General features: G+C 74.4%; 25 protein-coding genes. 8 read left to right on the top strand and 17 right to left on the bottom strand.

Features of this window, described 5'->3' with window-relative positions; translation table 11 throughout:
- Positions 1-43 precede the first annotated feature (43 nt).
- From purH to ACI792_RS18875, 8 genes are all read right to left on the bottom strand, one after another.
- Entirely contained in the window at positions 44-1594 is a 1551-nt protein-coding gene (gene purH, locus ACI792_RS18910; protein ID WP_456603956.1) for a bifunctional phosphoribosylaminoimidazolecarboxamide formyltransferase/IMP cyclohydrolase, read from the bottom strand.
- Entirely contained in the window at positions 1591-2217 is a 627-nt protein-coding gene (purN, locus tag ACI792_RS18905) for a phosphoribosylglycinamide formyltransferase (RefSeq protein ID WP_456603955.1), read from the bottom strand. Before purN ends, purH begins: the two co-directional genes overlap by 4 nt.
- A 94-nt stretch (positions 2218-2311) precedes the next feature.
- A complete protein-coding gene (locus tag ACI792_RS18900; RefSeq protein ID WP_456603954.1) occupies positions 2312-3508 on the bottom strand; it encodes a cell division protein PerM in 1197 nt (398 codons plus the stop codon).
- 85 nt (positions 3509-3593) lie between these two features.
- A complete protein-coding gene (locus ACI792_RS18895; RefSeq protein WP_456603953.1) occupies positions 3594-4730 on the bottom strand; it encodes a hypothetical protein in 1137 nt (378 codons plus the stop codon).
- A 147-nt stretch (positions 4731-4877) separates the two neighbouring features.
- Complete coding sequence (gene sucD, locus ACI792_RS18890; protein ID WP_456560410.1) at positions 4878-5753, bottom strand: succinate--CoA ligase subunit alpha; 876 nt, start codon at positions 5751-5753, stop codon at positions 4878-4880.
- Between the two features lie 31 nt (positions 5754-5784).
- Positions 5785-6945, bottom strand: a complete 1161-nt coding sequence (sucC, locus tag ACI792_RS18885) for an ADP-forming succinate--CoA ligase subunit beta (protein ID WP_456603952.1) — start codon at positions 6943-6945, stop codon at positions 5785-5787.
- Positions 6946-7045: 100 nt separating this feature from the next.
- On the bottom strand, positions 7046-7456 hold the full coding sequence (locus tag ACI792_RS18880; RefSeq protein ID WP_456579607.1) for a cobalamin B12-binding domain-containing protein: 411 nt from the start codon (positions 7454-7456) through the stop codon (positions 7046-7048).
- Between the two features lie 43 nt (positions 7457-7499).
- Positions 7500-8531, bottom strand: coding sequence for a hypothetical protein (locus ACI792_RS18875; RefSeq protein WP_456603951.1), 1032 nt, complete (start codon positions 8529-8531; stop codon positions 7500-7502).
- Positions 8532-8715: 184 nt separating this feature from the next.
- Here ACI792_RS18875 and ACI792_RS18870 point away from each other — a divergent pair, with 184 nt between their 5' ends.
- Together ACI792_RS18870 and ACI792_RS18865 are read left to right on the top strand one after the other, a co-directional pair.
- Complete coding sequence (locus tag ACI792_RS18870; RefSeq protein WP_456603950.1) at positions 8716-9609, top strand: esterase/lipase family protein; 894 nt, start codon at positions 8716-8718, stop codon at positions 9607-9609.
- Between the two features lie 224 nt (positions 9610-9833).
- Entirely contained in the window at positions 9834-10643 is an 810-nt protein-coding gene (locus tag ACI792_RS18865) for a M23 family metallopeptidase (protein ID WP_456603949.1), read from the top strand.
- Between the two features lie 213 nt (positions 10644-10856).
- Here ACI792_RS18865 and pcrA read toward each other — a convergent pair whose 3' ends face one another.
- Complete coding sequence (gene pcrA, locus ACI792_RS18860; protein ID WP_456579611.1) at positions 10857-13157, bottom strand: DNA helicase PcrA; 2301 nt, start codon at positions 13155-13157, stop codon at positions 10857-10859.
- A 313-nt stretch (positions 13158-13470) separates the two neighbouring features.
- On the opposite strand from pcrA, the gene ACI792_RS18855 reads away from it, so the two are divergent.
- Positions 13471-13764 carry a chorismate mutase gene (locus tag ACI792_RS18855; protein WP_456603948.1) on the top strand — a complete coding sequence of 98 codons (294 nt, stop codon included), beginning with the start codon at positions 13471-13473 and terminating at the stop codon, positions 13762-13764.
- A gap of 15 nt (positions 13765-13779) precedes the next feature.
- Here ACI792_RS18855 and ACI792_RS18850 read toward each other — a convergent pair whose 3' ends face one another.
- Positions 13780-14073, bottom strand: a complete 294-nt coding sequence (locus ACI792_RS18850) for a hypothetical protein (RefSeq protein WP_456603947.1) — start codon at positions 14071-14073, stop codon at positions 13780-13782.
- 59 nt (positions 14074-14132) lie between these two features.
- Between ACI792_RS18850 and ACI792_RS18845 the strand changes: the two genes are divergently transcribed.
- The gene (locus ACI792_RS18845) at positions 14133-14864 is read left to right on the top strand and encodes a PIG-L deacetylase family protein (protein ID WP_456603946.1); all 732 of its coding nucleotides are present in this window, start codon (positions 14133-14135) and stop codon (positions 14862-14864) included.
- A 119-nt stretch (positions 14865-14983) separates the two neighbouring features.
- Here the strand turns inward: ACI792_RS18845 and ACI792_RS18840 are convergent, their stop codons facing one another.
- Both ACI792_RS18840 and ACI792_RS18835 read right to left on the bottom strand, forming a co-directional pair.
- The gene (locus ACI792_RS18840; RefSeq protein ID WP_456603945.1) at positions 14984-15664 is read right to left on the bottom strand and encodes a response regulator; all 681 of its coding nucleotides are present in this window, start codon (positions 15662-15664) and stop codon (positions 14984-14986) included.
- Complete coding sequence (locus ACI792_RS18835; RefSeq protein ID WP_456603944.1) at positions 15661-16839, bottom strand: ATP-binding protein; 1179 nt, start codon at positions 16837-16839, stop codon at positions 15661-15663. The genes ACI792_RS18840 and ACI792_RS18835 overlap by 4 nt, the downstream gene beginning before the upstream one ends.
- A gap of 124 nt (positions 16840-16963) precedes the next feature.
- Here ACI792_RS18835 and ACI792_RS18830 point away from each other — a divergent pair, with 124 nt between their 5' ends.
- A complete protein-coding gene (locus ACI792_RS18830; RefSeq protein WP_456603943.1) occupies positions 16964-17887 on the top strand; it encodes a PspC domain-containing protein in 924 nt (307 codons plus the stop codon).
- Entirely contained in the window at positions 17880-18173 is a 294-nt protein-coding gene (locus ACI792_RS18825; RefSeq protein ID WP_456603942.1) for a hypothetical protein, read from the top strand. The genes ACI792_RS18830 and ACI792_RS18825 overlap by 8 nt, the downstream gene beginning before the upstream one ends.
- A gap of 67 nt (positions 18174-18240) precedes the next feature.
- Here the strand turns inward: ACI792_RS18825 and ACI792_RS18820 are convergent, their stop codons facing one another.
- The 4 genes from ACI792_RS18820 to guaB all read right to left on the bottom strand — a co-directional run bounded on the left by ACI792_RS18820 (position 18241) and on the right by guaB (position 23781).
- The gene (locus tag ACI792_RS18820; RefSeq protein ID WP_456603941.1) at positions 18241-19317 is read right to left on the bottom strand and encodes a sodium:calcium antiporter; all 1077 of its coding nucleotides are present in this window, start codon (positions 19315-19317) and stop codon (positions 18241-18243) included.
- A 241-nt stretch (positions 19318-19558) separates the two neighbouring features.
- A complete protein-coding gene (gene guaA / locus ACI792_RS18815; RefSeq protein WP_456603940.1) occupies positions 19559-21121 on the bottom strand; it encodes a glutamine-hydrolyzing GMP synthase in 1563 nt (520 codons plus the stop codon).
- Positions 21122-21123: 2 nt separating this feature from the next.
- Positions 21124-22251, bottom strand: coding sequence for a GuaB3 family IMP dehydrogenase-related protein (locus ACI792_RS18810; RefSeq protein ID WP_456603939.1), 1128 nt, complete (start codon positions 22249-22251; stop codon positions 21124-21126).
- Between the two features lie 3 nt (positions 22252-22254).
- Positions 22255-23781: an IMP dehydrogenase gene (gene guaB / locus ACI792_RS18805; RefSeq protein ID WP_456603938.1), complete on the bottom strand. Its 1527-nt coding sequence runs from the start codon at positions 23779-23781 to the stop codon at positions 22255-22257.
- A gap of 137 nt (positions 23782-23918) precedes the next feature.
- On the opposite strand from guaB, the gene ACI792_RS18800 reads away from it, so the two are divergent.
- Positions 23919-24317, top strand: a complete 399-nt coding sequence (locus ACI792_RS18800) for a DUF5319 family protein (RefSeq protein ID WP_456579625.1) — start codon at positions 23919-23921, stop codon at positions 24315-24317.
- Between the two features lie 206 nt (positions 24318-24523).
- Here the strand turns inward: ACI792_RS18800 and ACI792_RS18795 are convergent, their stop codons facing one another.
- The gene (locus tag ACI792_RS18795; RefSeq protein WP_456603937.1) at positions 24524-25234 is read right to left on the bottom strand and encodes a response regulator transcription factor; all 711 of its coding nucleotides are present in this window, start codon (positions 25232-25234) and stop codon (positions 24524-24526) included.
- Positions 25235-25597: 363 nt separating this feature from the next.
- Between ACI792_RS18795 and ACI792_RS18790 the strand changes: the two genes are divergently transcribed.
- Positions 25598-25897, top strand: a complete 300-nt coding sequence (locus ACI792_RS18790; RefSeq protein WP_091929063.1) for a WhiB family transcriptional regulator — start codon at positions 25598-25600, stop codon at positions 25895-25897.
- The last annotated feature ends 199 nt before the right edge of the window (positions 25898-26096 follow it).

Here is a 26096-nt window from a genome sequence, read left to right as displayed (position 1 = left end):
CCCTCACCCTTCGCAGGCTCAGGGTGAGCCTCTGGACGGGGCCTCAATGGGCGAAGTGGCGGGTACCGGTCAGGTACAGCGGCACCCCGGCCCCGGCCGCGGCCGCGACGACCTCCTCGTCGCGCACCGACCCACCGGGCTGGACGACGGCGCGCACCCCCGCGTCGAGCAGCACCTGCAGGCCGTCGGCGAACGGGAAGAACGCGTCGGAGGCGGCGACGGCGCCCGCGGCCCGCTCCCCCGCCCGCGCGACCGCGAGCCGTGCGGAGTCGACCCGGTTCACCTGGCCCATGCCCACGCCGACGGTGGCCCGGTCGTGGGCGAGCAGGATCGCGTTGCTCTTCACCGCGCGTACCGCCCGCCAGGCGAAGACCAGGTCGTCGAGGCCCGCGGCGTCCAGCGGCTCGCCGGTCGCGAGGGTCCAGGTGGTGGGGTCGTCGCCCGCGGCGTCGATGCGGTCCCGGGTCTGCAGGAGCAACCCGCCGCTGATCGGGCGGGACTCCACGCCGTTCTCCGGCAGGTGCGGCAGCCGCAGCAGCCGGATGTTCTTCTTGCCCGTCAGCACCGCGACGGCGTCGTCGGTGAAGCCGGGGGCGACGACCACCTCGGTGAACACCTCGGCCACCTGCTCGGCCATGGTCAGGTCGACCTCGCGGTTGGCCGCGATGACGCCCCCGAAGGCCGACACCGGGTCGCAGGCGTGCGCCTTGCGGTGGGCCGCGGCGATGTCCGCGCCGACGGCGATGCCGCAGGGGTTGGCGTGCTTGATGATCGCCACGCACGGCTCGTCGTGGTCGTGCGCGGCCCGCCAGGCGGCGTCGGTGTCGACGTAGTTGTTGTAGGACATCTGCTTGCCGTGCAGCTGCTCGGCGTGGGCGAGCCCCGGCCTCTCCGAGCGGTACAGCGCGGCGGCCTGGTGCGGGTTCTCCCCGTAGCGGAGGACGTCGGCCCGCTCCCAGCTGCCACCCACCCAGGCGGGGAATCCGCTGTCGTCGTCGGGGGCGAGCACGTTCCCCATCCACGAGGCGACGGCGACGTCGTAGGAGGCGGTGTGCCGGAAGGCGGCGGCCGCCAGTCGTCGCCGCTCGGCCAGCGTGAAGCCGCCGGCGGAGACCGCGGTGAGGACGTCGTCGTACCGGGCCGGGTCGACGACGACGGCGACCGAGGGGTGGTTCTTGGCCGCGGCGCGCACCATCGCCGGCCCGCCGATGTCGATCTGCTCCACGCACTCGTCGGGGGCGGCCCCGGAGGCCACCGTCTCGGTGAACGGGTAGAGGTTGACGACGACCAGGTCGAAGGCGGCGATGCCGAGCTCGGCGAGTTGCGCGACGTGCTCGTCCTTGCGCCGGTCGGCGAGGATGCCCGCGTGCACGGCGGGGTGCAGCGTCTTCACCCGGCCGTCGAGGCACTCGGGGAAGCCGGTGACCTGCTCGACCGGGGTGACCGGGATGCCGGCGTCGGCGATCCGGCGCGCGGTGGCCCCGGTGCTCACCAGCTCCACCCCGGCGGCGGCCAGCCCGCGGGCGAGCTGCTCGACGCCGGACTTGTCGTAGACGCCCAGCAGGGCGCGGCGGATCGGGGTGCGGTCGCTCATCGGGTGCTCTTCCTCGTCCGGTGGGGGGTGGTCGGGGGCGCGGCGACGACGGCCGCCACCGTCTCCACCAGGAGCTGGCGCTCCACGTCCTTGATCCGCTCGTGCAGCGTCGCCTCGTCGTCCCCGGGGAGCACCGGCACCTCGCGCTGGGCGAGCACCGGGCCGGTGTCGACTCCGGCGTCGACGAGGTGCACGGTCGCGCCGGTCACGGCGGCGCCGGCCGCCAGGGCGTCGCGGACCGCGTGCGCCCCGGGGAACGCCGGCAGCAGCGCCGGGTGGGTGTTGACGAGCCGACCCTCGAAGGCGGCGAGCACCGCCGGCCCGACGATCTTCATGAAGCCGGCCGAGACGACGAGGTCGGGCTCGAACCCGGCGATCCGCTCGGCCAGGGCGCGGTCCCAGGCGGGCCGGTCGGGGTGCTCGCCGAGGGCGCAGACGAAGGTGGGCAGCCCGCGCCGCCGGGCGTGCTCGAGCCCCGGGGCCTCGCGGTCGGCGCCGACGGCGACCACCTCCGCCGGGTAGCCGGGGTCGTCGGTGGCCTCCAGCAGGGCCTCGCACAGCGATCCGGTCCCCGACAGCAGGACGACGACCCTCGCCCGGGCAGGAGACGCGTGGGCGGGCACGGCGCCGACCCTATAAGGACCCCCTCGCCCTCCACCGCTCGCACGCTCGCGGCGGGCCCCTGCGAGGGAGCCGGGCGACGGGATCCTGCTCCTTTCAGCCCAGGGCCCGCCAGCGGGTGATCGCGCCGGCGAGAGCCGCGGCGATCGCCGCCTGCGCCGCGATCGCGATACCGGTGGCCACCGGTGCGGCGCCGACCGGCGAGAGGGCGCCGTCGCCGAGCGTGCCCCCCGCGGTCCAGGCGAGCAGCCCGGCGAGCAGGCCGAGCAGCGACCCGGCCAGCAGCCCGGCGAGACCGGCGACGACCGAGCCGCCGTCCCGGTCGGTGAACCACCGGCCCAGGGTGACCCCGGTGACCAGGCCCGCCACGGCGGGGATGACCTGCGAGACGAAGGCGACCAGCGGCACCGCCTGCGTGTCCGGCAGCGCCGCGAGCAGTGGCAGCGCGGGGACGCTGCCCAGCGTGACGCCGTGCACGGACACCAGCGTGCCGGTGCCCACGGAGAAGCCCGGCCCGGCGGCCAGCCCGAGGACGGCGACCGCCGCGTTCGGCAGGTAGAGCGCGCTCAGGCCGAGCAGGCCGAGGGCCCCCGCGCCCGCCCCACCGAGCGCGCCGGAGACCGCGGCGTACCCCGAGGCGTCGCTGGCCAGCGCCACCGCCACCACGAGGAAGGCCAGGGCCAGCGCGGTCAGCAGCCCGGCGAGGACCCCGCGGAGCACCGGGCGGACGACGCCCGGCAGCCGGTCCAGCCCGGCGTCGACGAGCCCGGACTCGCGGCCCGCGCCCCACCCGACGGCGAGCAGCGTCAGACCCGCCGGGAGCAGCAGCGTGCGCGGCCAGCCGGTGCCGGCCGTGTTGCCGTCCACCGCGAGCGCGAGCAGCCAGGTGAGCGCCAGGTGGACGAGCACCACCGTCGCCGCCGCCCGGGCCACCGACCGGCCGTGCGCCCCGTCGTCCAGGACCCGGACGGCGACCCGCCCGGCCCACGACAGCCCCCCGGCCGCGAGCAGGGTCAGCAGCAGAGGTGCCAGCGCCAGGGGGCCGGAGGCCGGCCGGAGCTCGGCCCCGTGCGCGAGCAGCCACAGCCGGGTGCCGAGGGCCGCCGACCCGCCGGCCGACATGCCGCCGGCCGGGTCCAGGGTCTGCACGACGACCAGCGCGAGCCAGAGACCGACGAGCCCGACGACCGTGACGGCGGCCGCGCCGAGGGCGGCCAGGACGGCCGGGGGTGCCGGCCACCCGGCCGACCCGGCGTCCCGCCGGAAGGGCAGACGTGCGAGCAGCGGGACCACCTCACCACTCTCGCAAGCTCCCGCGGCCGATGTCCGCCGCACGCGCCGAGCCGGCCGACCTCCAGCGACCGCGCCGGGACGCCGGTCAGGTGTCCGTGCCCGGCCGGTCGCTCTGCGTGGTGCCGGACGCCTCCCCGGAGGCCGTCGAGCCGCCGGGGCCGCCGGTGCCCCCCGGGAGCTCCTCGGACGCGGGCCGCGCCTGCTGCGGCGGCCACGGCGCCTGCTGGTGCGGGTAGGGCTGCCACGGCGCGTAGGGCTGACCGTGCGGCGCGTAGGGGTAGGGCTGGCCGGGCCACTGCCCGCCGTGGTGCTGCACGACCGGCCGCGGGGGGCGCTCCCGCAGCTCACGGCGCAGGGCGAGCACCGCCACCACGGTGATGGCGACGCCGGTGAGGAAGCCCAGCAGCGCCCAGAACGAGAAGGCGTACCGGAGGGTGTCCAGCCAGGAGAAGAGGGTGAGCGTGAGCCCCAGACCGGCCAGGCCGGCGGTCACCGCGGAGCGGGGGAAGGTGAGCGTCGTCCGGACGAAGGCGGGGAGGACGGCCCAGGCCGTCGCCAGCAGGAAGAGCACGAAGGCGGCCACCACCATGCCGTCCTCGAAACCGCTGAAGGTCACCCCGAACGTCGCGTCGCCGAACCGCCACCAGGGCAGGAAGCCGACGAGGAGGAACAGCAGCGTGCCGCCCGCGACGGCGAGATCGGTCCAGGTCAGCCGCCTGGGGTCGACGGAGAACTCCGCGCCCCCCGGCCGCCCCCCGGTCGGCTGACCCGGGCCGTACGGCGGCGGTCCGTACCCTGGCGCGTAGGCCGGCTGACCGTAGGCCGGCTGCCCGTAGGCCGGCGGGGGTGCACCGTAGGGCTGCGACCCGTACGGGGGCTGCCCGTAGCCCTGCCCATAGGGAGGCTGGCCGTACTGCGGCTGCCCGTAGGGGGCCTGCCCGTACGGGGGCTGCCCGTACGGGGGCTGCCCGTACTGCGGCTGCCCGTAGCCCTGCCCATGGGGAGGCTGGCCGTACTGCGGCTGCCCGTAGGGGGCCTGCCCCTGCGGGGGCTGGCCGTAGGGCGCCTGCCCCTGCGGGGGCTGTCCGTGCGGAGCCTGGCCGTGCGGCTGCTGCCCCGGCTCAGCCGTCCGCGGGGCCTCGTGCGCCTGCCCCTCGGGTGGCTGGGCACCCGCGGGAGAGCCGCCGTCCTCGGGCGGCTGCGGGGGCTGGCTGGCGGTCACGGTGATCTCCTCCGGACGGAACGGGTGCGCGTCGATCGTGGCGGTCGGGGCGCGGCGCGCGCAACGGCGCACCACGGCCCGGACGCACCGCTGCCCGGTGACCAGGAGGGTCACCGGGCAGCGGGGCGGTCGGGGGGGCAGAGTCCGCTAGCCGACGATCTCGCGCATGAGCTGCGCGGTCTCCGACGGCGTCTTGCCCACGCGCACGCCGGCGGCCTCCAGGGCCTCCTTCTTCGCCTGGGCGGTGCCGGCCGAGCCGGACACGATGGCGCCGGCGTGGCCCATCGTCTTGCCCTCGGGCGCGGTGAAGCCGGCGACGTAGCCGACGACCGGCTTGGTCACGTTGGCCTTGACGAAGTCCGCGGCCCGCTCCTCGGCGTCGCCACCGATCTCACCGATCATCACGATGGCCTCGGTCTCCGGGTCGTCCTGGAACGCCTGGAGCGCGTCGATGTGCGTGGTCCCGATGACCGGGTCGCCGCCGATGCCGATCGCGGTCGAGAAACCGATGTCCCGCAGCTCGTACATCATCTGGTAGGTCAGCGTGCCCGACTTCGACACCAGGCCGATCTTGCCCTGCTTGGTGATGTTGGCCGGGATGATGCCGGCGTTGCTGCGCCCGGGGCTGATGAGGCCGGGGCAGTTCGGGCCGATGATGCGGGTCGAGCCACCCTGGGCGTGGGCCCAGAAGTAGGTCGAGTCGTGCACCGGGATGCCCTCGGTGATGACGACGGCGAGCCCGATCTGGGCGTCCACGGCCTCGATGACGGCGGCCTTGGCGAACGGCGGCGGCACGAAGATCACGCTGACGTCGGCGCCGGTCTCCTTCATCGCCTCGGCGACGCCACCGAAGACCGGCACGCTGGTGCCGTCGAAGTCGACGGACTGGCCGGCCTTGCGCGGGTTGACGCCGCCGACGATCGCGGTGCCCGAGGCGAGCATGCGCTGCGTGTGCTTCATGCCCTCGGAGCCGGTCATGCCCTGGACGATGACCTTGCTGTTCTCGTTGAGGAAGATCGACATGTCTCTGGTGTCCTGTCGGGAGTCGGGGCGATCAGGCGGCGAGCTCGGCGGCCCGGCGCGCGGCGCCGTCCATCGTGTCGACCAGGGTGACCAGCGGGTGGTTGGCCTCGGCGAGGATCCGCCGGCCCTCCTCGACGTTGTTGCCGTCGAGGCGGACGACCAGGGGCTTGGTGGCCTCGTCGCCGAGGATGCCCAGGGCCTGGACGATGCCGTTCGCCACGGCGTCGCAGGCGGTGATGCCGCCGAAGACGTTGACGAACACGCTCTTGACGGCCGGGTCGGAGAGGATGATCTCCAGGCCGTTGGCCATCACCTCGGCGGAGGCGCCGCCACCGATGTCGAGGAAGTTGGCCGGCTTGACGCCGCCGAACTCCTCACCGGCGTAGGCGACCACGTCGAGGGTGCTCATGACCAGGCCGGCACCGTTGCCGATGATCCCGACCTCGCCCTCGAGCTTGACGTAGTTGAGGTCCTTCTCCTTGGCCCGCGCCTCGAGCGGGTCGGCGGAGGCGGCGTCCTCGAGCGCGGCGTGCGCCTCGTGGCGGAAGCCGGCGTTCTCGTCGAGGGTGACCTTGGCGTCGAGGGCGAGCACCGTGCCGTCGGGGGCCTTGGCGAGGGGGTTGACCTCGACCAGCGTCGCGTCCTCCTTGCTGAAGACGTCCCACAGCTGGACGGCGATCGCGATGACCTGGTCGCGCACCTCGGCGGCGAAGCCGGCGGCGTCCACGATCTCGGCGGCCTTGGCCGTGTCGACACCCTTGCTGGCGTCGATCGGGATGCGGGCCAGCGCCTCGGGGCGCTCGACGGCGAGCTGCTCGATCTCCACGCCGCCCTCGACGCTGGCCATGGCGAGGAAGGTGCGGTTGGACCGGTCGAGCAGGTAGGAGAAGTAGTACTCCTCGGCGATGTCGCTGGCCTGGGCGACCATCACGCGGTGCGTGATGTGGCCCTTGATGTCCAGCCCCAGGATGTCCTGGGCGCGCGCCCTGGCGTCCTCGGGGTTGTCGGCGAGCTTGACGCCGCCGGCCTTGCCTCGACCGCCGGTCTTCACCTGGGCCTTGACGACGACGGTCTGCCCGATCTCGCGGGCGATCGCCTCCGCCTGCTCCGGGGTTTCGGCGACGCCGCCGGGGAGCACGGGGACACCGTGCGAGGCCAACAGGTCACGGGCCTGGTACTCGAAGAGATCCACGAAAAGGCACCGTAGCCCGCCCGCAACCGCGCCGCTGCCCCGGGCCGGGAGGGAGCGGGTCGGGGGTGGGGTGCGTCACACGTGGGCAGGCGCTCCGGCGTCAGGCGCCGGCGGGCTCGCCCACGTGCTCACGTACCCACTCGACGATCTCGGTGGTGGTCGCCCCGGGCGTGAAGATGCCGGTCACGCCGATGCGCCGGAGCTCGGGGACGTCCTCCTCCGGGATGATCCCGCCGCCGAAGACGACGACGTCGTCGACGCCGCGCTCCCGCAGCAGCTCGGTGAGCCGGGCGAAGAGCGTCATGTGCGCGCCGGAGAGGACGGAGAGGCCGACGGCGTCCGCGTCCTCCTGCACCACCGTCTCGACGATCTGCTCGGGGGTCTGGTGCAGGCCGGTGTAGACGACCTCCATCCCGGCGTCGCGCAGCGCTCGCGCGACCACCTTCGCCCCGCGGTCGTGCCCGTCCAGGCCCGGCTTGGCGATGACCACCCGGATACGTTCGTCCACCACGGCTGGGAGCTTAGGAGCTACCCGCCCCGGGGAGTGGCGCGGGTCACGCCCCGGCGCGACGGGCCCGCCAGGCGAAGGCAGTGAGCCCCGTCAGCCCGAGGCCCGCGAGGAGCAGGCCGGCGCCGGGCACCGTCCACACCAGCTCGTCGGACGAGGCGGCGTCGCGCAGCCCCGCCAACCCCGCGCCGAGCACGGTCACGGCGACGGCGAGCAGCCCTCCGACCGCGGCCAGCCGCGGTCGCAGCGACGGCGCGATCACCGCGCAGAGCAGCAGCGTGCCGGCGAGCAGCAGCCCACCGAGCAGCGCGAGCCCCGGCCGCTCGAGCAGCGCCTGCGGCCCCTCCTGGGTCACGACGACCCGCATGCCGGTGGCCGGGTCGATCTGCAGCTGCTCGGGGACGTCGGCGGCGGGCAGCGCGAGGGAGAGCACCGCCGCCACCCCGAGCAGCACCGCGGCACCGGCCAGCACCGAGCGGACCGGGTCCAGGGGGCCGCGGTCGTCCATGACCGTCCGACCCCAGGCCGCCGCGCCGACGACGCCGGCGAGCGCCGTCAGCACCAGCGCGGCGACCCCGAGCACCCAGCCGGCCCCGACCTGGACGCTGCTGGTGAGCACCCGCTCGCCGGCCAGCACCTCCACGCCCGGGCGCGCCGTCGAGCTGCTGCCCCGGTAGAGCTCGATGAGCAGCTCCCCGACGGCCAGCGCACCGGCGACGGAGGCGTAGGCGAGCCCGAACTTCGGCACCGCCCGGCGGAGCAGGGTCACCCCGACCGCCAGGTGGACGAGGGGCACCAGCAGGGTCGCCAGCGCTCCCCCCACCCCGCGCACCTGGCGCAGCTCCTCCCCGCCGACCACGAGGTACGTGGGCACGGCCGCGAGCACCCCGGCCAGGCCGGCGAGCACCAGCAGCAGGCCGCAGAGCCGCACCGTTCCGGGCACGGCGCCGACGACCACCCGGTCCCCGGCGGTCACCGGGGAGGCGGCGCTCGGCGCGGCGGCCTCCCGGCGGGCCGAGGCCCTGGCCCGGGCCGTCCCGGTGCGGTCGGTCCGGTCGCGGTGGTCGCGGGTGGACACGTCTCCCCCTTCGGCAGCGTGGTCACGAACAGGACTCGATCGACGACCGACGATGTCAATCGTGTGACGCCCGACACATCAGCGCTTTACCGTCGGGTGAACGGAGCACACACGGGGGCAACGCACCGGCGGAGCGACCCGAACCCGCGGTCCCGCCGGGCGGCTCCAGACGGGGAGAACGGCCATGCGCCGATCGAGCGAGCTCGACTCTGCTCAAGGGTGGCACACCGCGGACGACGCCGAGGCCACGCCACGGGGACTGCGCGCCCTCTGCTCCCCGGCCGGGATCGCCGGCGGCCTGACCGAGCTCGCCTGGGTCGGCGCGCACGCCCTGATCTACCCGCTCGGCGCCCGCATGGAGCGGCTGCGCACCGACCCGGGCAAGCGGACCGGCGAGCTGCCCCCCACGGTCCGGGCCCTCTACGCCGTCGACCCGCTGGCCGCCCGCACCCCCGTCCTGCTGGTCCACGGGCTGATCGACAACCGCTCGGTCTTCGCCGTCATGCGGCGGAGCCTGCGCAGGCGCGGGTTCGCGTCCGTCTGCTCCTGGAACTACAGCCCCTTCCTCACCGACGTCGCGCGCGGCGCCACCGAGCTCGGCGAGCACATCGAGCGGATCTGCGAGCAGACCGGCCACGACCGGGTGCACGTCGTGGGGCACAGCCTCGGCGGCCTGATCGCGCGCTACCACGTGCAGCGGCAGGGCGGCGACCGGCGGATCGGCACGCTCGTGACGCTCGGCACACCCCACCGGGGCTCGGTCCTCGCCCACATCGCGCCCACGCCGCTCATCCGCCAGCTGCGCCCCGGGTCGCCGGTCCTGGAGGAGCTCGAGGAGCCCGCGCCGCACTGCCGGACGCGCATCACCGCCCTCTACAGCGATCTGGACCAGGTGGTGCTGCCCACGCGCTCCGGCCGCTGCGACCACCCCGATCTGGGCGCGCGCAACGTGCTCTTCCGCGGCGTGGGCCACATGTCCCTGCCGATCCACCGGGGCGTGCTCGACGAGGTGGCCGCGACCCTGGTCGGCGCCCGCGACCCCGGCGCCGCCGACGCACCCTTCGCCGCCGTCGCCTGACCGACCAGGCGCGGCTCCGGCGCCGTGTCGACTCGTCGACGTGACGACACGTGCACGTCGCGACACGCAGCGTCCGGTGCTTGGTCGGGCCATGACGGATCGTTACGGTCCGATCACGGCGTCGGGACGACCGGCGGACCCCACTCGGGCGTCCTCGCCGTCGTCGCTCCCCCGACGGACGCCCTCCGGGCGCTCGCCGGGCAGGTCGTCCGGGAAGGTCCACCGTGACTCGCAGCAGTGCCCAGGTGCTGGAGGGACCGCCGTCCGACGTCGTCGTGGTGCCCCGGCCCCGCGCCGCAGCAGAGGGTCCGGTCCGCACGCCCCTCCCGACGCCCGCCCTCGCCGCCGAGGCCGAGGTCCTCGACGAGCCCCGCGCGCGGCGCCGCCTGCCCCACCCGCCGGGCCGCCGCGCCCCCCTCTGGCTCGCGGCGCTGGTCGCCGGAGCCGTGCTCGCCGGCATCCCGGCCGTCACCGGCGACCACGGGAACGTCTCCGCCTCCGCCTCGGACTACGGGCTCGGCGTCAGCACCGAGGTGAGCTTCGCCGGCGGCCTGGAAGGCGCCGACGCCCGCCGCGGCATCACCGAGGCCGAGGCCCAGGCGCGGCTCGGCGAGCTCGCCGCCTCGCGCGCCGCCCGGCAGCCCAAGATCGTCGCCCCGACGCAGGGCACGCTGACCACCTGCTTCTGCCGGCGCTGGGGGACCATGCACTACGGCCTGGACCTGGCCGCGCCGCTGGGCACCCCCATCGTCGCCGCGACCGACGGCGTCGTCGTGCGGGCCGGCCGCGCCTCGGGCTACGGCAACGCCGTCTACATCCAGGACGCCGACGGCAACGTGCACATCTACGGGCACATGCGCTACTACAACGTCTCGGCCGGGGACCTCGTCACCGCCGGCGACCAGATCGCCAAGATCGGCAACGAGGGCCAGTCCACCGGCCCGCACCTGCACTACGAGATCCACCGCGGCGGGATGGACGGCCGCCCGATCGACCCCCGGGCCTGGCTGGCCGAGCGCGGGGCCTTTGTCTGACCTGTCGGGCTCCGCCCGATCAACCGCGGCCAGCGGCCGTCCCGGCCTGCGTTGAGCCGTTTCTGCCACGCTCGTCGGGGACCCTCCGGGCCCATGACACCGTCGTCCTCCGGACGACACCGCGACCAGGTGCCGTCCCCTGACTGACGGAGCCGCTTCGTCCTTCGGTCGCGGAGGCCTCCGGCCCCCACTCCTCAGGACAGAGCTGACCCCCTACAACTTCACGAGGGGGGCGTAGCGGAGGACGAGGCGCTTCGTGCCGCCGGAACCGAAGTCGACCGTGGCCTGCGCCTTGTCGGCCACGCCGGTCACCTCGACCACGGTGCCGAGACCGAAGGCGTCGTGGCTCACCCGGTCGCCGACCTCCACCGAGACGATCTGCCGGTTGCCCACGCCGCCGCGCAGGCCGCCGGTGGACAGCCCCGTCGCCGCCACCCGCGTCTGCGCCGACCGGTAGCCGGTCGAGGGCGCGGGCACCGGGTCGGTCCGCTCCCAGTGGATGGTCTCGGCCGGGATCTCGTCGAGGAACCGCGACGGCGGGTTGTAGGCCGGCTGCCCCCAGCTGGTGCGCACCGTCGCCCGGGAGATGAAGAGCCGCTGGCGCGCCCGGGTGATGCCCACGTAGGCCAGCCGGCGCTCCTCCTCCAGCTCGCGCGGGTCGCCCAGCGCGCGCAGGTGCGGGAAGACGCCGTCCTCCATGCCCGTGAGGAAGACGACCGGGAACTCCAGCCCCTTGGCGGTGTGCAGCGTCATCAGCGTCACCACGCCGGCGTCGTCGCCGGACACCGGGATCTGGTCGGCGTCGGCGACCAGCGAGACCTGCTCCAGGAAATCGGTGACCGAGCCGCCGGGATTGGCCGCCTCGAACTCGGCGGCCACCGAGATGAGCTCGTTGAGGTTGTCGACCCGGCCCTCGTCCTGGGGGTCGGTGCTGGCCTGCAGCTCGGCGAGGTAGCCGGTGCGGTCGAGGATGCTCTCCAGCAGCGCCGCCGGGCCCGAGCCGGTCTCGACCAGCTGCTCGAACTCCTCCAGCAGCGCGACGAACTCCTGCACCGCCTTGAGGGAGCGGGTCGCGAGCGCGCCGATCTCCGAGCACCGCCGCAGCGCCGAGCCGAAGGCGATCCGCTCCCGGTCGGCGAAGGACTCGATGCACGACTCCGCCTTGTCGCCGATGCCGCGCTTGGGCACGTTGATGATGCGGCGCAGGCTCACGACGTCCGCCGGGTTGGCCACCAGCTTCAGGTAGGCCAGCGCGTCGCGGACCTCCTTGCGCTCGTAGAACCGCACCCCGCCGACGACCTTGTAGGGCATGCCGACGCGGATGAAGACCTCTTCGAACACGCGGGAGGCGTTGTTCGTCCGGTAGAAGACCGCGATGTCGGCGGGCCGGACCGCGCCCTCGTCGACCAGGGCGTCGATCTGCTCGGCGACCCAGGCGGCCTCGTCGTGCTCGTTGTCGGCGACGTAGCCCTCGATCAGCTCGCCGTCGCCCGAGTCGGTCCACAGGTTCTTGGGCCGCCGGCCGGTGTTCTTGGCGATGACGGTGTTCGCGGCCTTGAGGATGCGCTGGGTGGAGCGGTAGTTCTGCTCCAGCAGGATCGTCGTGGCCTGCGGGTAGTCGCGCTCGAACTCGTCGATGTTGCGGATGGTCGCGCCGCGGAAGGCGTAGATCGACTGGTCGGCGTCCCCGACCACGCAGAGCTCGGCCTGCGGGACGGGGCCCTCTCCCGTCCCGGTCAGCTCGCGCACCAGCATGTACTGGGCGTGGTTGGTGTCCTGGTACTCGTCGACCAGCACGTGCCGGAACCGGCGGCGGTAGTGCTCGGCCACGTCGGGGAAGGCCTGCAGCAGGTGGACCGTCGTCATGATCAGGTCGTCGAAGTCCATGGCGTGCGCCTCGCGCAGCCGCCGCTGGTAGAGCGTGTACGCCTCCTTGAGCACCTTCTCCGGCGCCGTCTGGGGGCTGAACGACTCCTCGTCGACGAGCTCGTTCTTGAGGTTGGACACCTGGTTGGACAGGCTCCGGCCGGGATAGCGCTTGGCGTCCAGGTCGAGGTCGCGGGCGACCATCGTCATCAGCCGGATCGAGTCGCCCTGGTCGTAGATCGTGAACGACGACTTCATGCCGAGCTTGCCGGCCTCGGCGCGCAGGATGCGCACGCACATCGAGTGGAAGGTCGACACCCACATCGACCGCGCCCGCGGCCCCACCAGCGCGGCGACCCGCTCCTTCATCTCGCCCGCGGCCTTGTTGGTGAAGGTGATCGCCAGGATCTCCCCCGGCTGCACCCCGCGGGCGCCCAGGAGGTAGGCGATCCGGTGCGTGAGCACGCGGGTCTTGCCCGAACCGGCGCCGGCGACGATGAGCAGCGGGCTGCCCTCGTGGACGACGGCGTCGCGCTGCGGGCCGTTGAGGCCCGCGAGCATCCGGTCCAGTTCCCGCCCGAGCGAGCCGGGAGCGGAGCGCTGCAGGGCGGCGGTGCCGGGGAGGGACTGCTGGAGGCTGCTGCTCATGAACACAGCTCCGCTGAGGAACCGGAAGCTCGGGAAGCGCTCATCCGTGCCACTGTAAGCCGGACGGGTGACGGTCCCCGCGGGCCCGGAACCGCCCGCACCACCCGCCCCACGCCCCGGCGCGGTGCGCACCCCGGCGGTGCTGTGGCACACTCGGCCCGTGCTCGCCACCGTCAGCTTTTTCTACGGCCACCGGGATCCGGTGTCCGTCACCGCTGGCTGAGCACACGCCGCAACAGACGCCCCGGGCCCGAGGAGCCCGGGGCGTTTCTCGTTCTCGGACCTCCCGGCCCCCACACCACCGAGGAACCCGATGAGCACCCCCACCGCCACCCCCGTCGGGGGCCCGGCCGCCCCCGCGGATCCCGCCGACCGCATCGGCACGCTGCGCGGCGCGATCGACGCCTGCGACGCCGAGATCATCGAGCTCGTCCGGCGCCGGCTGGAGATCAGCCAGGAGATCGGTGCGCTGCGCGCCGCCTCCGGCGGGACCCGGCTCTCGCTCTCCCGCGAGCAGCAGGTGCTCTCGCGCTTCCGCACCGCGCTCGGCCCGGACGGCGCCGCCCTGGGCATGGTGCTGCTCCGCCAGGGCCGCGGCCGCCTGTAGCGCCGGGACGGCGGCTCAGGGGCCGCTGCGCCAGACCTGCGAGTCCTCGTCGCCCATCGCGGCCACCTCGAACACCCGGCCGGGGCGGGCCTCGTTCGCCTCGTCGGCCAGCTCCATGCCGAGCACGAGGGCCGCGTCGAGGTCCTCGGCCTCGCACTCGGTGGCCAGGCGCAGCACCGCGCGGTCGGGCTCCCGCCACAGCCGCAGCTCGGGGTCCTCGGGCCGCAGCACCGCGCGGAGGGCGTCGATCGCGGCGTCGTCCAGGGGCGCGGAGGACCGGAGCGCGACGGTCAGCGTGTAGCCGGGCACCCCCCGAGTCTGCGGGAACGGCGCCCGGGCTCCGCGCCCGGCCCACCTACGCTCGCCGCGTGACCCTCCCCCAGCCGAAGCCCGCCGAGCACGTCGAGCGCGCTCTGTGCGTCCTGGCCCACCCCGACGACGTCGACTTCGGCAGCGCCGGCACCGTGGCGACCTGGACGGCGGCCGGCACCGAGGTGACCTACCTGATCGTCACCGACGGCGACGCGGGCGGGTTCGACGACACCCCGCGCGAGCAGATGGGCCCGCTGCGCCGGGCCGAGCAGGTGGCGGCGGCCGCGGAGGTCGGCGTCACCGACGTCCGATTCCTCGGCTACCCCGACGGCCGGCTGGAGCTGACGCTCGACCTGCGCCGCGACATCACCCGGGTCATCCGGCAGGTGCGTCCGCAGCGGGTGCTGACCAGCTCCCCCGAGCGGTTCTGGGAGCGGATCGGCGCGAGCCACCCCGACCACATGACCGTCGGGGAGTCGACGCTGCGCGCGGTCTACCCCGATGCGCGCAACCCCTTCGCCTTCCCCGAACTGCTGGCCGACGAGGGGCTCGACGCGTGGACCGTCGCCGAGGTCTGGCTGGGCGCCAGCCCGCGCGCCGACCACGCCGTCGACGTCACCGACGTCGTCGACCGCAAGCTCGCCGCGCTGCGCCGGCACGTCACGCAGGTGAGCCACGTCGAGGACCTCGACGACTTCCTCACCGGCTGGATGCGGCAGACCGCGCAGCGGCTGGGACTGCCGGCGGGCCGCCTCGCCGAGGCGTTCCACGTCGTCCACACCGCCTGACCCCGGGACGAAGCGCCGACCGCAACACCGGGCCCCGCCGGCGCCACGCGGACGCAACACCGGCCCGTATCGTGCCGCCCGAGCGGACGCGGGCCACCCCGGGCTGCGGCGTCCGGCACCTAGAGCAACCGGTTGGTCGCCGCCCAGCGGGTGAGCTCGTTGCGGTTGGAGAGCTGCAGCTTGCGCAGCACGTTGGAGGCGTGGGACTCGACCGTCTTCACCGAGATGAACAGCCGGGACCCGATCTCCCGGTAGGTGTAGCCGCGGGCCAGCAGCTGCATCACCTCCCGCTCCCGGGCGCTCAGCAGGTCCAGCCCGGGGTCGGTGGCCTCCTCCGCCGGCTCCGGTGCGGCGGCGCCACCGGCGGCGAAGGCATCGAGCACGAAGCCGGCCAGCCGGGGGCTGAAGACGACGTCGCCGTCGGCCACCCGGCGGACCGCGTCGAGCAGGTCGGGCCCCGAGATCGTCTTCGTGACGTAGCCCCGCGCCCCGGCCCGGATCACGGCGATGACGTCATCCGCGGCGTCGGACACCGAGAGGGCCAGCCACTTCACCTCGGGCAGCTCACCGCGGAGGGTCTCCAGGACCGCGCGGCCGCCTCCGCCGGGCATGTGGACGTCGAGCAGCACGACGTCGGGTCGGGTGGTGCGGATCCCCTCGACCGCGGTGGCGACGTCGGCGGCCTCGCCCACGACGGCCACCTCCCCACCCAGCTCGGCGCGCACGCCGGTCCGCACCATGGCGTGGTCGTCCACCACGAAGACCCGTGGGGTGCTGCTCTGCTGCTCGACCGGCGTCACGCGCTCCTCCTCGGCAGGACCAGCTCGACCTCGGTCCCCTCACCCGGCGTCGACCGGACCAGGGCCGAGCCTCCCAGCCGCGCCAGCCGGCCGTGCACCGAGTCCCGCAGCCCCCGGCGGTCGTCCGGCACCGTGCCCGGGTCGAAGCCCTTGCCGCGGTCCCGGATAAAGACCGACACCTGGTCGGCGGTCACCTCGGTGTACAGGTCCGCCGACGGCTCGCCGGAGTGCTTGGCCGCGTTGACCAGCGCCTCACGGGTCGCGGCGCCGAGGGCGGCGAGCTCCTCGTCGACCGGGGCGTCACCGACGACGACGGGGTCGACGGTCAACGCGTGGTCGGCCTCCACCTCGGCGACCATGCCGGCCACCAGCCCGGCCCACGTGCCGCCCTCGCGGACCGCGGCGGGGTCGTACAGCCAGGCCCGGAGCTCCCGCTCCTGGCTGCGGGCCAGCCGGCTCACCGCCTGCGGCTCCTCGGCGTTGCGCTGGATCAGGGCGAGCGTCTGCAGCACCGAGTCGTGCAGGTGCGCGGCGACGGCCGCCCGCTCCTCCGACCGGATGCGGGCGGCGCGTTCCTCGGCGCGGGAGTCGAGCAGCCGCCGCCAGAGTGGGGCGGTGGCCAGGACGACGCCGGTGAGGATGAGCAGGGTGGCGGCGAACCCGTTGCGTGCGTTGGCCAGCTGGCCGGTGGTGGCGAGCAGGAGGAACAACCCGACGCCGAGGACGGCGACCCCACCGGCCAGGGCCCAGCGCACACCAGCGACGGCGAGGGTCCGGTCGGTGTCCAGCTGCCGCCAGATCACGGTGAGCCCGCCGGCCAGCAGGATCAGCGGCAGCACGACGTCGGAGCTCGTCCACTGGCTGAGCTGGCCGAGCAGGCTGACGGCGATCAGGCCGAGCACGACCAGCGCGATCCACTGCCGGGCACCGGCCGGGCGCCAGCCCTCGGTCACCGCGGTCGGCTCCCCGGGGGCGGCGACCGGCATGGTGAGCCACAGCAGCGCGTAGGCGATGATCCCGAGCCCCGTCGTCGCCAGCAGCACGAACGCCACCCGCACGACCAGCGGGTCCTGGCGCAGGTGCGCGGCGGTGCCGGCCGCGACGCCGGCGACGAGGCGCCCCTCGCGCGGACGCGCCAGGGGCGGGCGCGGCGGCAGGCGCAGGTCGGTGGTCACGCTACCGATCGTCGCACCGGCGGCCCGCCCGCCGACACCGGTGATCACCCCGGAAAGGGAACCAGGGTCGGTTCGGGGGGTTCCCTGATGGTCACCGGCCCCGCCGGTCGGCACGCTTGCTGCCATGACCTCCGCACCCCCTCCCGCTCCCCCCGCGGTGGAGCCGCCCCCGTGGTCGCCCCCGCCCGACCGCGCCCCGTTGCGCCGCAGCCGCAGCGACAAGGTGATCGGCGGCGTCAGCGGCGGCCTCGCCGAGTACAGCGGCGTCGACGCGCTCCTGTGGCGGGTCGGCTTCGTCGCCCTCGCCCTCGCCGGCGGCACCGGCGTCCTGGTGTACCTGCTGCTGTGGCTGCTCATGCCGGTCGCGGCGGACGGCACCCCGTCGGCGCCCGGGCGCCCGTTCCTGCCGTCACGGGCCCGGGGGCCCGTGGCCCCCCGGTCGCCGGTCCCGGGCATCACCATCGCCGGGCTGCTGATCCTGATGGGGCTGCTGGCCCTGCTGTCCCGGCTCACCGGCTGGGACCCCGGGCCGGCCGCCTTCCTCGGCACGGCGCTGCTCGTCGTCGGCGCCGGTCTTGTCGTCGCCGCCGTCACCGGTGGCCGCACCGCCCGCGGGGGGCTGATCACCCTCGGGGTGCTCCTGTCCCTGGCGCTGCTGATCGCCACGGCCACGCCCTCCGGTGGGGACGGCGTCGGCGACCGGACGTACCGTCCCCAGACCGCCGCCGACGTCCGGGAGGTCTACAGCGGGGGCATCGGCGACCTGACCGTCGACCTCTCCGACGTGCCCCTCGACGACCTCGACGAGGCCCTCGAGGTGCGGGTCGAGCACGGCATCGGGAACGTCGAGGTGATCGTCCCCCGCTCCGCCGACGTGCGGGTCTCCGCGGACCACGGCGTGGGCCAGGTCGACGTCTTCGGCTCCACCACGTCCGGGAGCGGCTACGTCGCCGGCCTCGGTACCGCGGACTGGACCGACGACGGCGAGGCCGAGATCGAACTCGAGATCCACAGCGGTATCGGACAGGTGGAGGTGTCCCGTGGCTGACTACAGCGAGTTCCCGACCACGCCGACGGCGTGGCAGGAGCAGCAGTGGCAGATGGTCCGTCCCCTGGAGACCGAGGACCAGCCCGCCCCGGAGCCACGGCGCAGGGTCGACCTGGTCGCCCTCGTCCCGGGTGTCCTCTTCATCCTGCTGGCGCTGTCGGCGCTGGTCGGGGTCGACCTGCCGTTCAGCCTCTTCGAGGACGGCACCCTCCTCTGGCTCCTCCTCGTCGGGGCCGGCGTGGCCCTGCTGGTGCGGGAGCTCCGCAGACCGCGCAGCCGGGGCTGACCGGCGGGAGGGACGGAGGGCGAGGGCCCGGGAGCGACCGCTCCCGGGCCCTCGCCGCGTCCTGCGGTCACGCGTAGACGGCGAGGACCACCGTGCCCACGTAGATCAGGGGGATCGAGACGCCCTCGAAGCCGATCCACTTGCGGTCGCGCATGAGCAGCCCCGCAGCGAGTACGGCGGTCATGAGCAGCGTGCCCCCGACGAGGATCAGGCTGGTCGGGCCGGCGTCCCGGTAGATCGGGCCCTCCAGGTAGCCGACGTCGGCCACGGAGATCATCAGGATGTCGTAGACGTTGCCGCCGACGATGTTGCCGACGCCGAGGGTCAGCTGGCCCATGCGCACCGCCGTCAGCAGGACGACGAGCTCGGGCAGCGAGCTGATCGCCGTGGTGAGGGTGAAGCCGAGGACACCGCTGTCGAGGTCGGTCCGGGCGATGACGCTCAGCCCCGCCCTGCCCACCAGCCAGCCGGCCACACCGGTGACCAGGCCGAACGCGGCGAGCAGGCCCCAGAGCCGTGCGGTGGAGCGCTCGTCACCGTTCCCGTTCCCGTTCCCGTCCCCGGCCCCGGCCCCGGCCTCATCGCTGTCACCGTCGCCGTTGCCCTCGTCGTCGTCCGCCGTCTGGTCGGTGTGCTTGGGCTGCCACATGGGTTCGTGCTGCATCCGCCGGAGCAGCACCAGCCCGTAGCCGTAGAGCGCGGGGATCAGCAGCGTCAGGGGGTGGATCCACCCCAGCCGCAGGTCAGGGGTGGCGTACGCGATGACCGGGAGCGCCAGCATCGCGATGAGCAGGACGGACTGGAGGACGTTCTGCAGCGACGCCGCCGCGTGTTCCAGGTTGACCCGCCGGTAGAGCAGGTCGGCGATCGCCAGCCACACCGTCTGCAGGGCGATGCCGCCGACGGGGTTGGCCAGGGCGAACCCGGGGTCGCCCTCGAGCGCGCCGGTGAGGACCGTGACGTTGCCCGGCAGCGAGGTGACGGCGCCGAGGAGCAGGGCGCCGCCGATCGCGTCACCGAGCCCGGTCCGCTCGGCGAGGGTGTCCGCGACCCGGGTGAGGCGGACACCGACGACCACGATGACGACGGCCATCGCGGCCAGCACGCCCAGGCTCGGAAGGAGCGGCCACGCCGAGGAGATCACTCGTCCTCCGGGTCCTCGACGTCAACGGCCGTCGTCAACCTGATCATGATCAGACCCGTCGCGCGCGCCGAGGCCACACGACGTCATGAAACCGCCAAGGTGACGTGCTGCAGCCCCCGGGGACGACGCGCTGGAACGGCCCCTGGTGAGGTGCCGGAACGGCCCCTCGTGAGGTGCTGGAACGGCCGTCCTGCAGGGGCCCGGCCCGAGCGTCAGCGAGGGCCGGGGGGCAGGAGGGTCCTCATTCCCACTCGATGGTGCCCGGCGGCTTGCTGGTCACGTCGAGGGTGACCCGGTTGATCTCCTCGACCTCGTTGGTGATCCGGGTGGAGATCCTCGCCAGCACGTCGTAGGGCAGGCGGGTCCAGTCGGCGGTCATCGCGTCCTCGCTGGACACCGGGCGCAGCACGACCGGGTGGCCGTAGGTGCGCCCGTCCCCCTGCACGCCGACCGAGCGGACGTCGGCCAGCAGCACGACGGGGCACTGCCAGATCTCGTCGTCCAGCTTCGCCGCGGAGAGCTCCTCGCGGGCGATGGCGTCGGCCTTGCGGAGCACGTCGAGCCGCTCGCGGGTGACCTCCCCGACGATGCGGATGCCGAGCCCCGGGCCCGGGAACGGCTGGCGCTGCACGAGCCGGTCGGGCAGGCCGAGCTGCCGGCCGACCTCGCGCACCTCGTCCTTGAACAGCGTGCGCAGCGGCTCGACGAGGGTGAAGGTGAGGTCCTCGGGCAGCCCGCCGACGTTGTGGTGGCTCTTGATGTTCGCCGTCCCGCTGCCGCCGCCGGACTCGACGACGTCGGGGTAGAGCGTGCCCTGCACGAGGAAGTCGACGGTCTCGCCGTGCGCCTGGGCGTCGGCGACGACGTCGGTGGCCGCCTGCTCGAACACCCGGATGAACTCGCGGCCGATGATCTTCCGCTTCTCCTCCGGGTCGCTGACCCCGGCGAGCGCGGCGAGGAACTGGTCGCTCGCGTCCACGACCCGCAGGTCCGCGCCGGTGGTGGCGGCGAAGTCCCGCTCGATCTGCTCGGTCTCGCCGGCCCGCATCAGGCCGTGGTCGACGTAGACGCAGGTGAGCTTGTCGCCGATCGCCCGCTGCACCAGCGCCGCGGCGACGGCGGAGTCGACCCCGCCCGAGAGCGCGCACAGCGCCCGACGGTCGCCGATCCGCTCGCGGATCGCGGCGACCTGCTCGTCGACGACGTTGCTCATCGTCCAGGTCGGCTCGAGCCCGGCGATGTCGAAAAGGAAGTGCTCGAGCACCGTCTGGCCGTGGGCGGTGTGCCGCACCTCGGGGTGGAACTGCACCCCGGCGAGCCGGCGGTCGACGTCCTCGAAGGCGGCGACGGGCGCACCGGTCGACGTCGCCGTCACGGTGAAGCCGGGCGGGGCCGCGCTGACGGCGTCGCCGTGGCTCATCCAGACGTTCTGCTCGACCGGGAGGTCCCCGAACAGCCGCGCCTGCGTGGTCACCGTCAGCGGGGTGCCGCCGTACTCGCGGTCGCCGGTGCGGGAGACGGTGCCGCCCAGGGAGGCGGCCATCGCCTGGAAGCCGTAGCAGATGCCGAACGCCGGAACGCCGGACTCGAACAGCGTCGGGTCCACCTGCGGGGCCTCGGGCGCGTACACGCTCGACGGGCCCCCGGAGAGCACGATCGCGGCCGGCTTGCGGGCCACGATCTCCTCGGCCGGCACCTCCGAGGAGACGATCTCGGAGTAGACGCCGGCCTCGCGGATGCGCCGGGCGATGAGCTGCGCGTACTGGGCGCCGAAGTCGACGACGAGGACGGTCGGGAACTCCACGCTCAGCCGCCGATGACCAGGTCGACCCGCTGGAACTCCTTGAGGTCGGAGTACCCGGTCTTGGCCATGGTGCGGGCCAGCGCACCGAACAGGTTGGTGCGGCCGTCCGCGTCCCGGGCTTCGCCGAGGAGCACGTCGGCCAGGGAGCCGGCCGGCTCGATCCGCGCGGAGGTGCCGCCGCGCGGCAGCCGCGGGTGCGCCGCGACCGAGTCCCACCACACCCCGCCACCGGGCGCCTCCGCCGCAGCGCGCAGCGGCTCCCCGAGCTGGACGGCGTCGGCGCCGCAGGCCAGCGCCCGGGCGATCGCGCCGCTGGTCTCGATCCGGCCGTTGGCGATGACGTGGACGTACCGGCCGCCGGTCTCGTCCAGGTAGTCGCGGCGGGCCGCGGCGGCGTCGGCGATCGCGCTGGCCAGCGGCACGCGGATGCCCATGACGTCGTCGGTGGTCGAGTAGGTGTCCGCGCCGACCCCGACGATCACGCCGGCCGCGCCGGTGCGCATGAGGTGCAGAGCGGTCGTGTAGTTCGCCGCACCCCCCACGATCACCGGGACGTCGAGGTCGGCGATGAACTCCTTCAGGTTGAGCGCGTCGCCCTGGCTGGTGACGTGCTCGGCCGAGACGATCGTGCCCTGGATGACCAGCATGTCCACCCCGGCCGAGAGCGCCGCGGGCGCGAGCTGCTCGGTGTGCTGGGGCGAGATCCGGATCGCCGTGGTCACCCCGGCGTCGCCCATCTCCTTGATGCGCGCGGTGATCAGGTCGGTCTTGACCGGCTCGGCGTAGACCTCCTGCAGCAGGGCCACCGGCGGGGCTCCGGCCGCGGCCGCCTCGGCGATCCGGCGGTACACCTCCGCCGGGTTGTCGTAGCGGGCCCACAGGCCCTCACCGTTGAGCACCCCGAGGCCACCGGCCTGGCCGACGGCGATCGCCGTCGCCGGGCTCATGACCGCGTCGCTGGGGCTGGTGACCAGCGGGATCTCGAACCGGAAGGCGTCGATCTGCCAGGCGGTCGAGACGTCGTCGACGTCGCGGGTGCGGCGGGACGGGACGATGGACACCTCGTCCAGGTCGTAGCCCCGGCGGGCGAAGCGGTTGAGGCCGATCTCGACGGTGTCGCGCACGTTCACGGTTCAGCGGCCTCGGTAGTTGGGTGCTTCGACGGTCATCTGGATGTCGTGGGGGTGGCTCTCCACGAGCCCCGCGGAGGTGATGCGGGTGAGCTGGCCGCGCTCCTTGAGCTCGGCGACGGTGCCGGCCCCGGCGTAGCCCATGGAGGCGCGCAGGCCCCCGACGAGCTGGTGGGCCACGCCCGACAGCGCCCCGCGGTAGGGCACCTGCCCCTCGATGCCCTCGGGCACGAGCTTGTCGTCGGAGAGGACGTCGTCGGCGAAGTACCGGTCGCGGCTGAACGACTGGTTGCCCCGCTTCTGCATGGCGCCCAGCGACCCCATGCCGCGGTAGGTCTTGTACTGCTTGCCGTTCATGAAGACCAGCTCGCCCGGGGCCTCCTCGACGCCGGCGAACAGGCCACCGATCATCACGGTGTCCGCGCCGGCGACCAGCGCCTTGGCGATGTCGCCGGAGTACTGCAGCCCGCCGTCGGCGATGACCGGGACGCCCGCCGGCCCGGCCGCCAGCCAGGCCTCGTAGATGGCGCTGATCTGCGGGACGCCGACGCCCGCGACCACGCGGGTGGTGCAGATGGAGCCGGGGCCGACGCCGACCTTGACCGCGTCCACGCCCGCGTCCACGAGGGCCTGCGCGCCCGCGCGGGTCGCGACGTTGCCGCCGACCACCTCCACGCCCTGGCCCACCCCGGCGCCGCCGCCGAAGTCCTTCTTCACCCGCGCGACCATCTCCAGCACCGCCCGCTGGTGACCGTGCGCGGTGTCGACGACGAGCACGTCGACCCCGGCGTCGACCAGCAGCCCGGCGCGCTTGTAGGCGTCCTCGCCGACGCCGAGCGCCGCACCGACGACCAGGCGCCCGTCGGCGTCCTTGGTGGAGAGCGGGAACTGGTCGCGCTTGACGAAGTCCTTCACGGTGATCAGCCCGCGGAGCCGCCCGGCGTCGTCGACCAGCGGCAGCTTCTCGATCTTGTGCTGGGAGAGCAGGCCGAGCGCGGTCTCCGGGTCGACGCCCACCGGGGCGGTGACCAGCGGCATCGGCGTCATGACGTCGCGCACCAGCCGGTTCATGTCCGTCTCGAACCGCATGTCGCGGTTGGTGACGATGCCCACCAGGACGCCCTCGGCGTCGACGACCGGGGCCCCGGAGATGCGGTAGCGCGCCGAGAGGGCGTCCACCTCGGCGAGGGTGTTCTCGGGCGAGCAGGTGACCGGGTTGGTGACCATGCCGGCCTCCGACCGCTTGACCAGGTCGGCCTGGCCGGCCTGCTCCTCGGCGGAGAGGTTGCGGTGCAGCACCCCCATGCCGCCGACGCGGGCCATGGCGATCGCCATGCGCGCCTCGGTCACGGTGTCCATCGCACTGGACAGCAGGGGCACCGCCAGGGTGATGCGCCGGGTCACCCGGCTGCTGGTGTCCACCTCGGCCGGGACGACGTCGGACGCCCCCGGCACCAGGAGGACGTCGTCGTAGGTGAGCCCGAGGCGGGCGAACTTCGCCGGCAGCTCGGGCACGGAGTCGGGCTGCATGTGCGCGGCCACCCTTCGGCGCGGATCGGGTCGGACACCGGTTCGACACACCTCGCGGGCGCGCGGGACCTGCTCTGATCGTAGGCGGCGGCGCGGAGGGGGCGTCGCTCCGCCTGCCCGGCGGCTACCGTGTGACCGTGTCTCCGTTCGACGACGCCTCCGGGCCCGACTTCGGCCCGGCCGACGGCCCCGCCCCTCCGCCCCTCACGATGGAGGAGCGCGCCGGGGTGCTCGACGACCTCGCCGAGCTCGAGGTCTTCCGCACACTGCTCGAGCCGACCGGCATCAAGGGCATCGTGGTCGACTGCCCCGACTGCGAGGAGGAGCACCACGTCGACTGGGCGCTGATGCAGGCCAACCTGCGTCAGCTCCTCGACGAGGGCCAGACCGGCCGGCACGAGCCGCCGTTCGACCCGAACCCCGACGACTACGTCAGCTGGGACTACGCCAGCGGGTACGCCGACGGCGTCGCGGCGCTGGCGGAGCGGGACGAGCCCAGCGGCGGGCGCACCGGCCGCCACGCCCGGGACGACTGAGCTGTGCACATCGTCGTCCTCCGGACGACACCGCGGCCAGGTGCCGTCCCCCTGCTGCGCTGAGCGCGTCCGTCGCGCCTGCGCGGGACCCTTCGGGCCCCACTCGGCGCAACCCTGCAGGTGCGTGACGCACCGATATACGTGTGGTGGCGGTCGACCGAGGTCGGATGACCGCCACCAGGCGCATCTGGGCGGTGCGCCTCCGGTCAGGACATGATGCCGCGGCGGAAGCCCGTCGCGACCGCCTCGGCGCGGTCCTTGGCGCCCAGCTTGCGGAACAGCCGCCGGGCGTGGGTCTTGATGGTGTCCTCGGACAGGTAGAGCTCCCGGCCGATCTGGGCGTTGCTCTTGCCCTGGCTCATCCCGGTGAGCACCTGCATCTCCCGCATGGACAGCGCCACGGCGGGGGTGGCGTCGCGGACGGTCGACCGCACGGTCGTGGGTGCCGAGCCGGCCAGCGGGGCGGCGCCGCTCCACGCGGGCGCCGGTGCGCTCACCTGCTGCGGGATCCGGCCGTCGGCGCGCAGCCCGAGCCGGGAGAGGCCCAGCCCCATCTCGATCGGGGTCGCGTCCCACCGCAGGTAGCCGCGGGCGCCGAAGGCCACGGCGGCCCGGACGCTGTCGGCGTCGTCGGGCGCACCGAGCACCAGGACCGGGAGACCCGGGTGCGTCCGGAGCGCCTGGGTGGCGGCGGAGAGCCCGGTGTCGACGGCGCGCTGGGTGCCGACCACCAGGACGTCGGGGGTGCGGGTGGCCAGGCGGGCCATGAGCGACTGCGCGTCACCGACCACCTCGACCCGGCCCACGAACGGCAGAGCGACCAGCCGTGAGGCGACGTCGTCACGCACCCGCCGTCGCTCGTCGTACACCCACACGGTCGCGCCGTGCACGGGTGCGCGCATCCTGTCGTCGATCACGCCAGCTCCTCGCTCCTCCCGGCCGCTCGGCGGCCGGGTCCCCCCACCGGTCGGGAAGGCACCCGACCGGGCGGCGCGGGGGTGGAGGGTCCACCGGGGGCCCTCCACCTCTGCGCCGGTCGGGCAGCCGGTCCGGGTGATCCCCCTCCCGGTCGTCAGCACGACCTGGAGTCACACTGATCGACCCGCAGGCGGCGGAACAGACGCCCTCACCCCGGGGGGTGAGGGCCCATGCGGCCAGGTGACGCAGCGCACACACGGCAAAAGTTGCGGATCGGCTGTGTTTGGAGGTGGGACGGCGAGGGCACCGGGCCCCATGCAGCCGGACAGCCCCCTCCGGCTCTACCGAGTCCTGGAGGAGACATGGCCGACATCCGCAGACTCCCGACGCCCGTCGCCGAGGTCTGGGACTGGCAGCTCCATGGCGCCTGCCGTGGCGAGAACACGTCCCTCTTCTTCCACCCCGACGGGGAGCGCGGGCCGGCCCGGGCGCGGCGGCAGTCCGCGGCCAAGGCCGTCTGCTCCCGTTGTCCGGTCGTCGACGCGTGCCTGAAGCACGCGCTCGCCGTCCGCGAGCCCTACGGCGTCTGGGGCGGCATGAGCGAGGAGGAGCGGGCCCGGCTGATCGCCGCCGAACCCGCCGCCGTCGCCGCCGGGGTGTAAGCCCGCCCTACGCACGCGAGAGGGCCCGGTCCAGGATTCCTGGACCGGGCCCTCTCGCGTGCTGGTGGCGTCCACCCTCACCGTGGGGGGGGGGGGGGGGGGGGGGGGGGGGGGGGGGGGGGGGGGGGGGGGGGGGGGGGGGGGGGGGGGGGGGGGGGTGCGGGTGGTGTGTGGGTGGATGGGGGTGGGGGGGGGGGGG

It is taken from the genome of Blastococcus sp. SYSU DS0669 (assembly GCF_054050895.1).
This window is presented reverse-complemented; position numbering and strand designations above follow the sequence as displayed.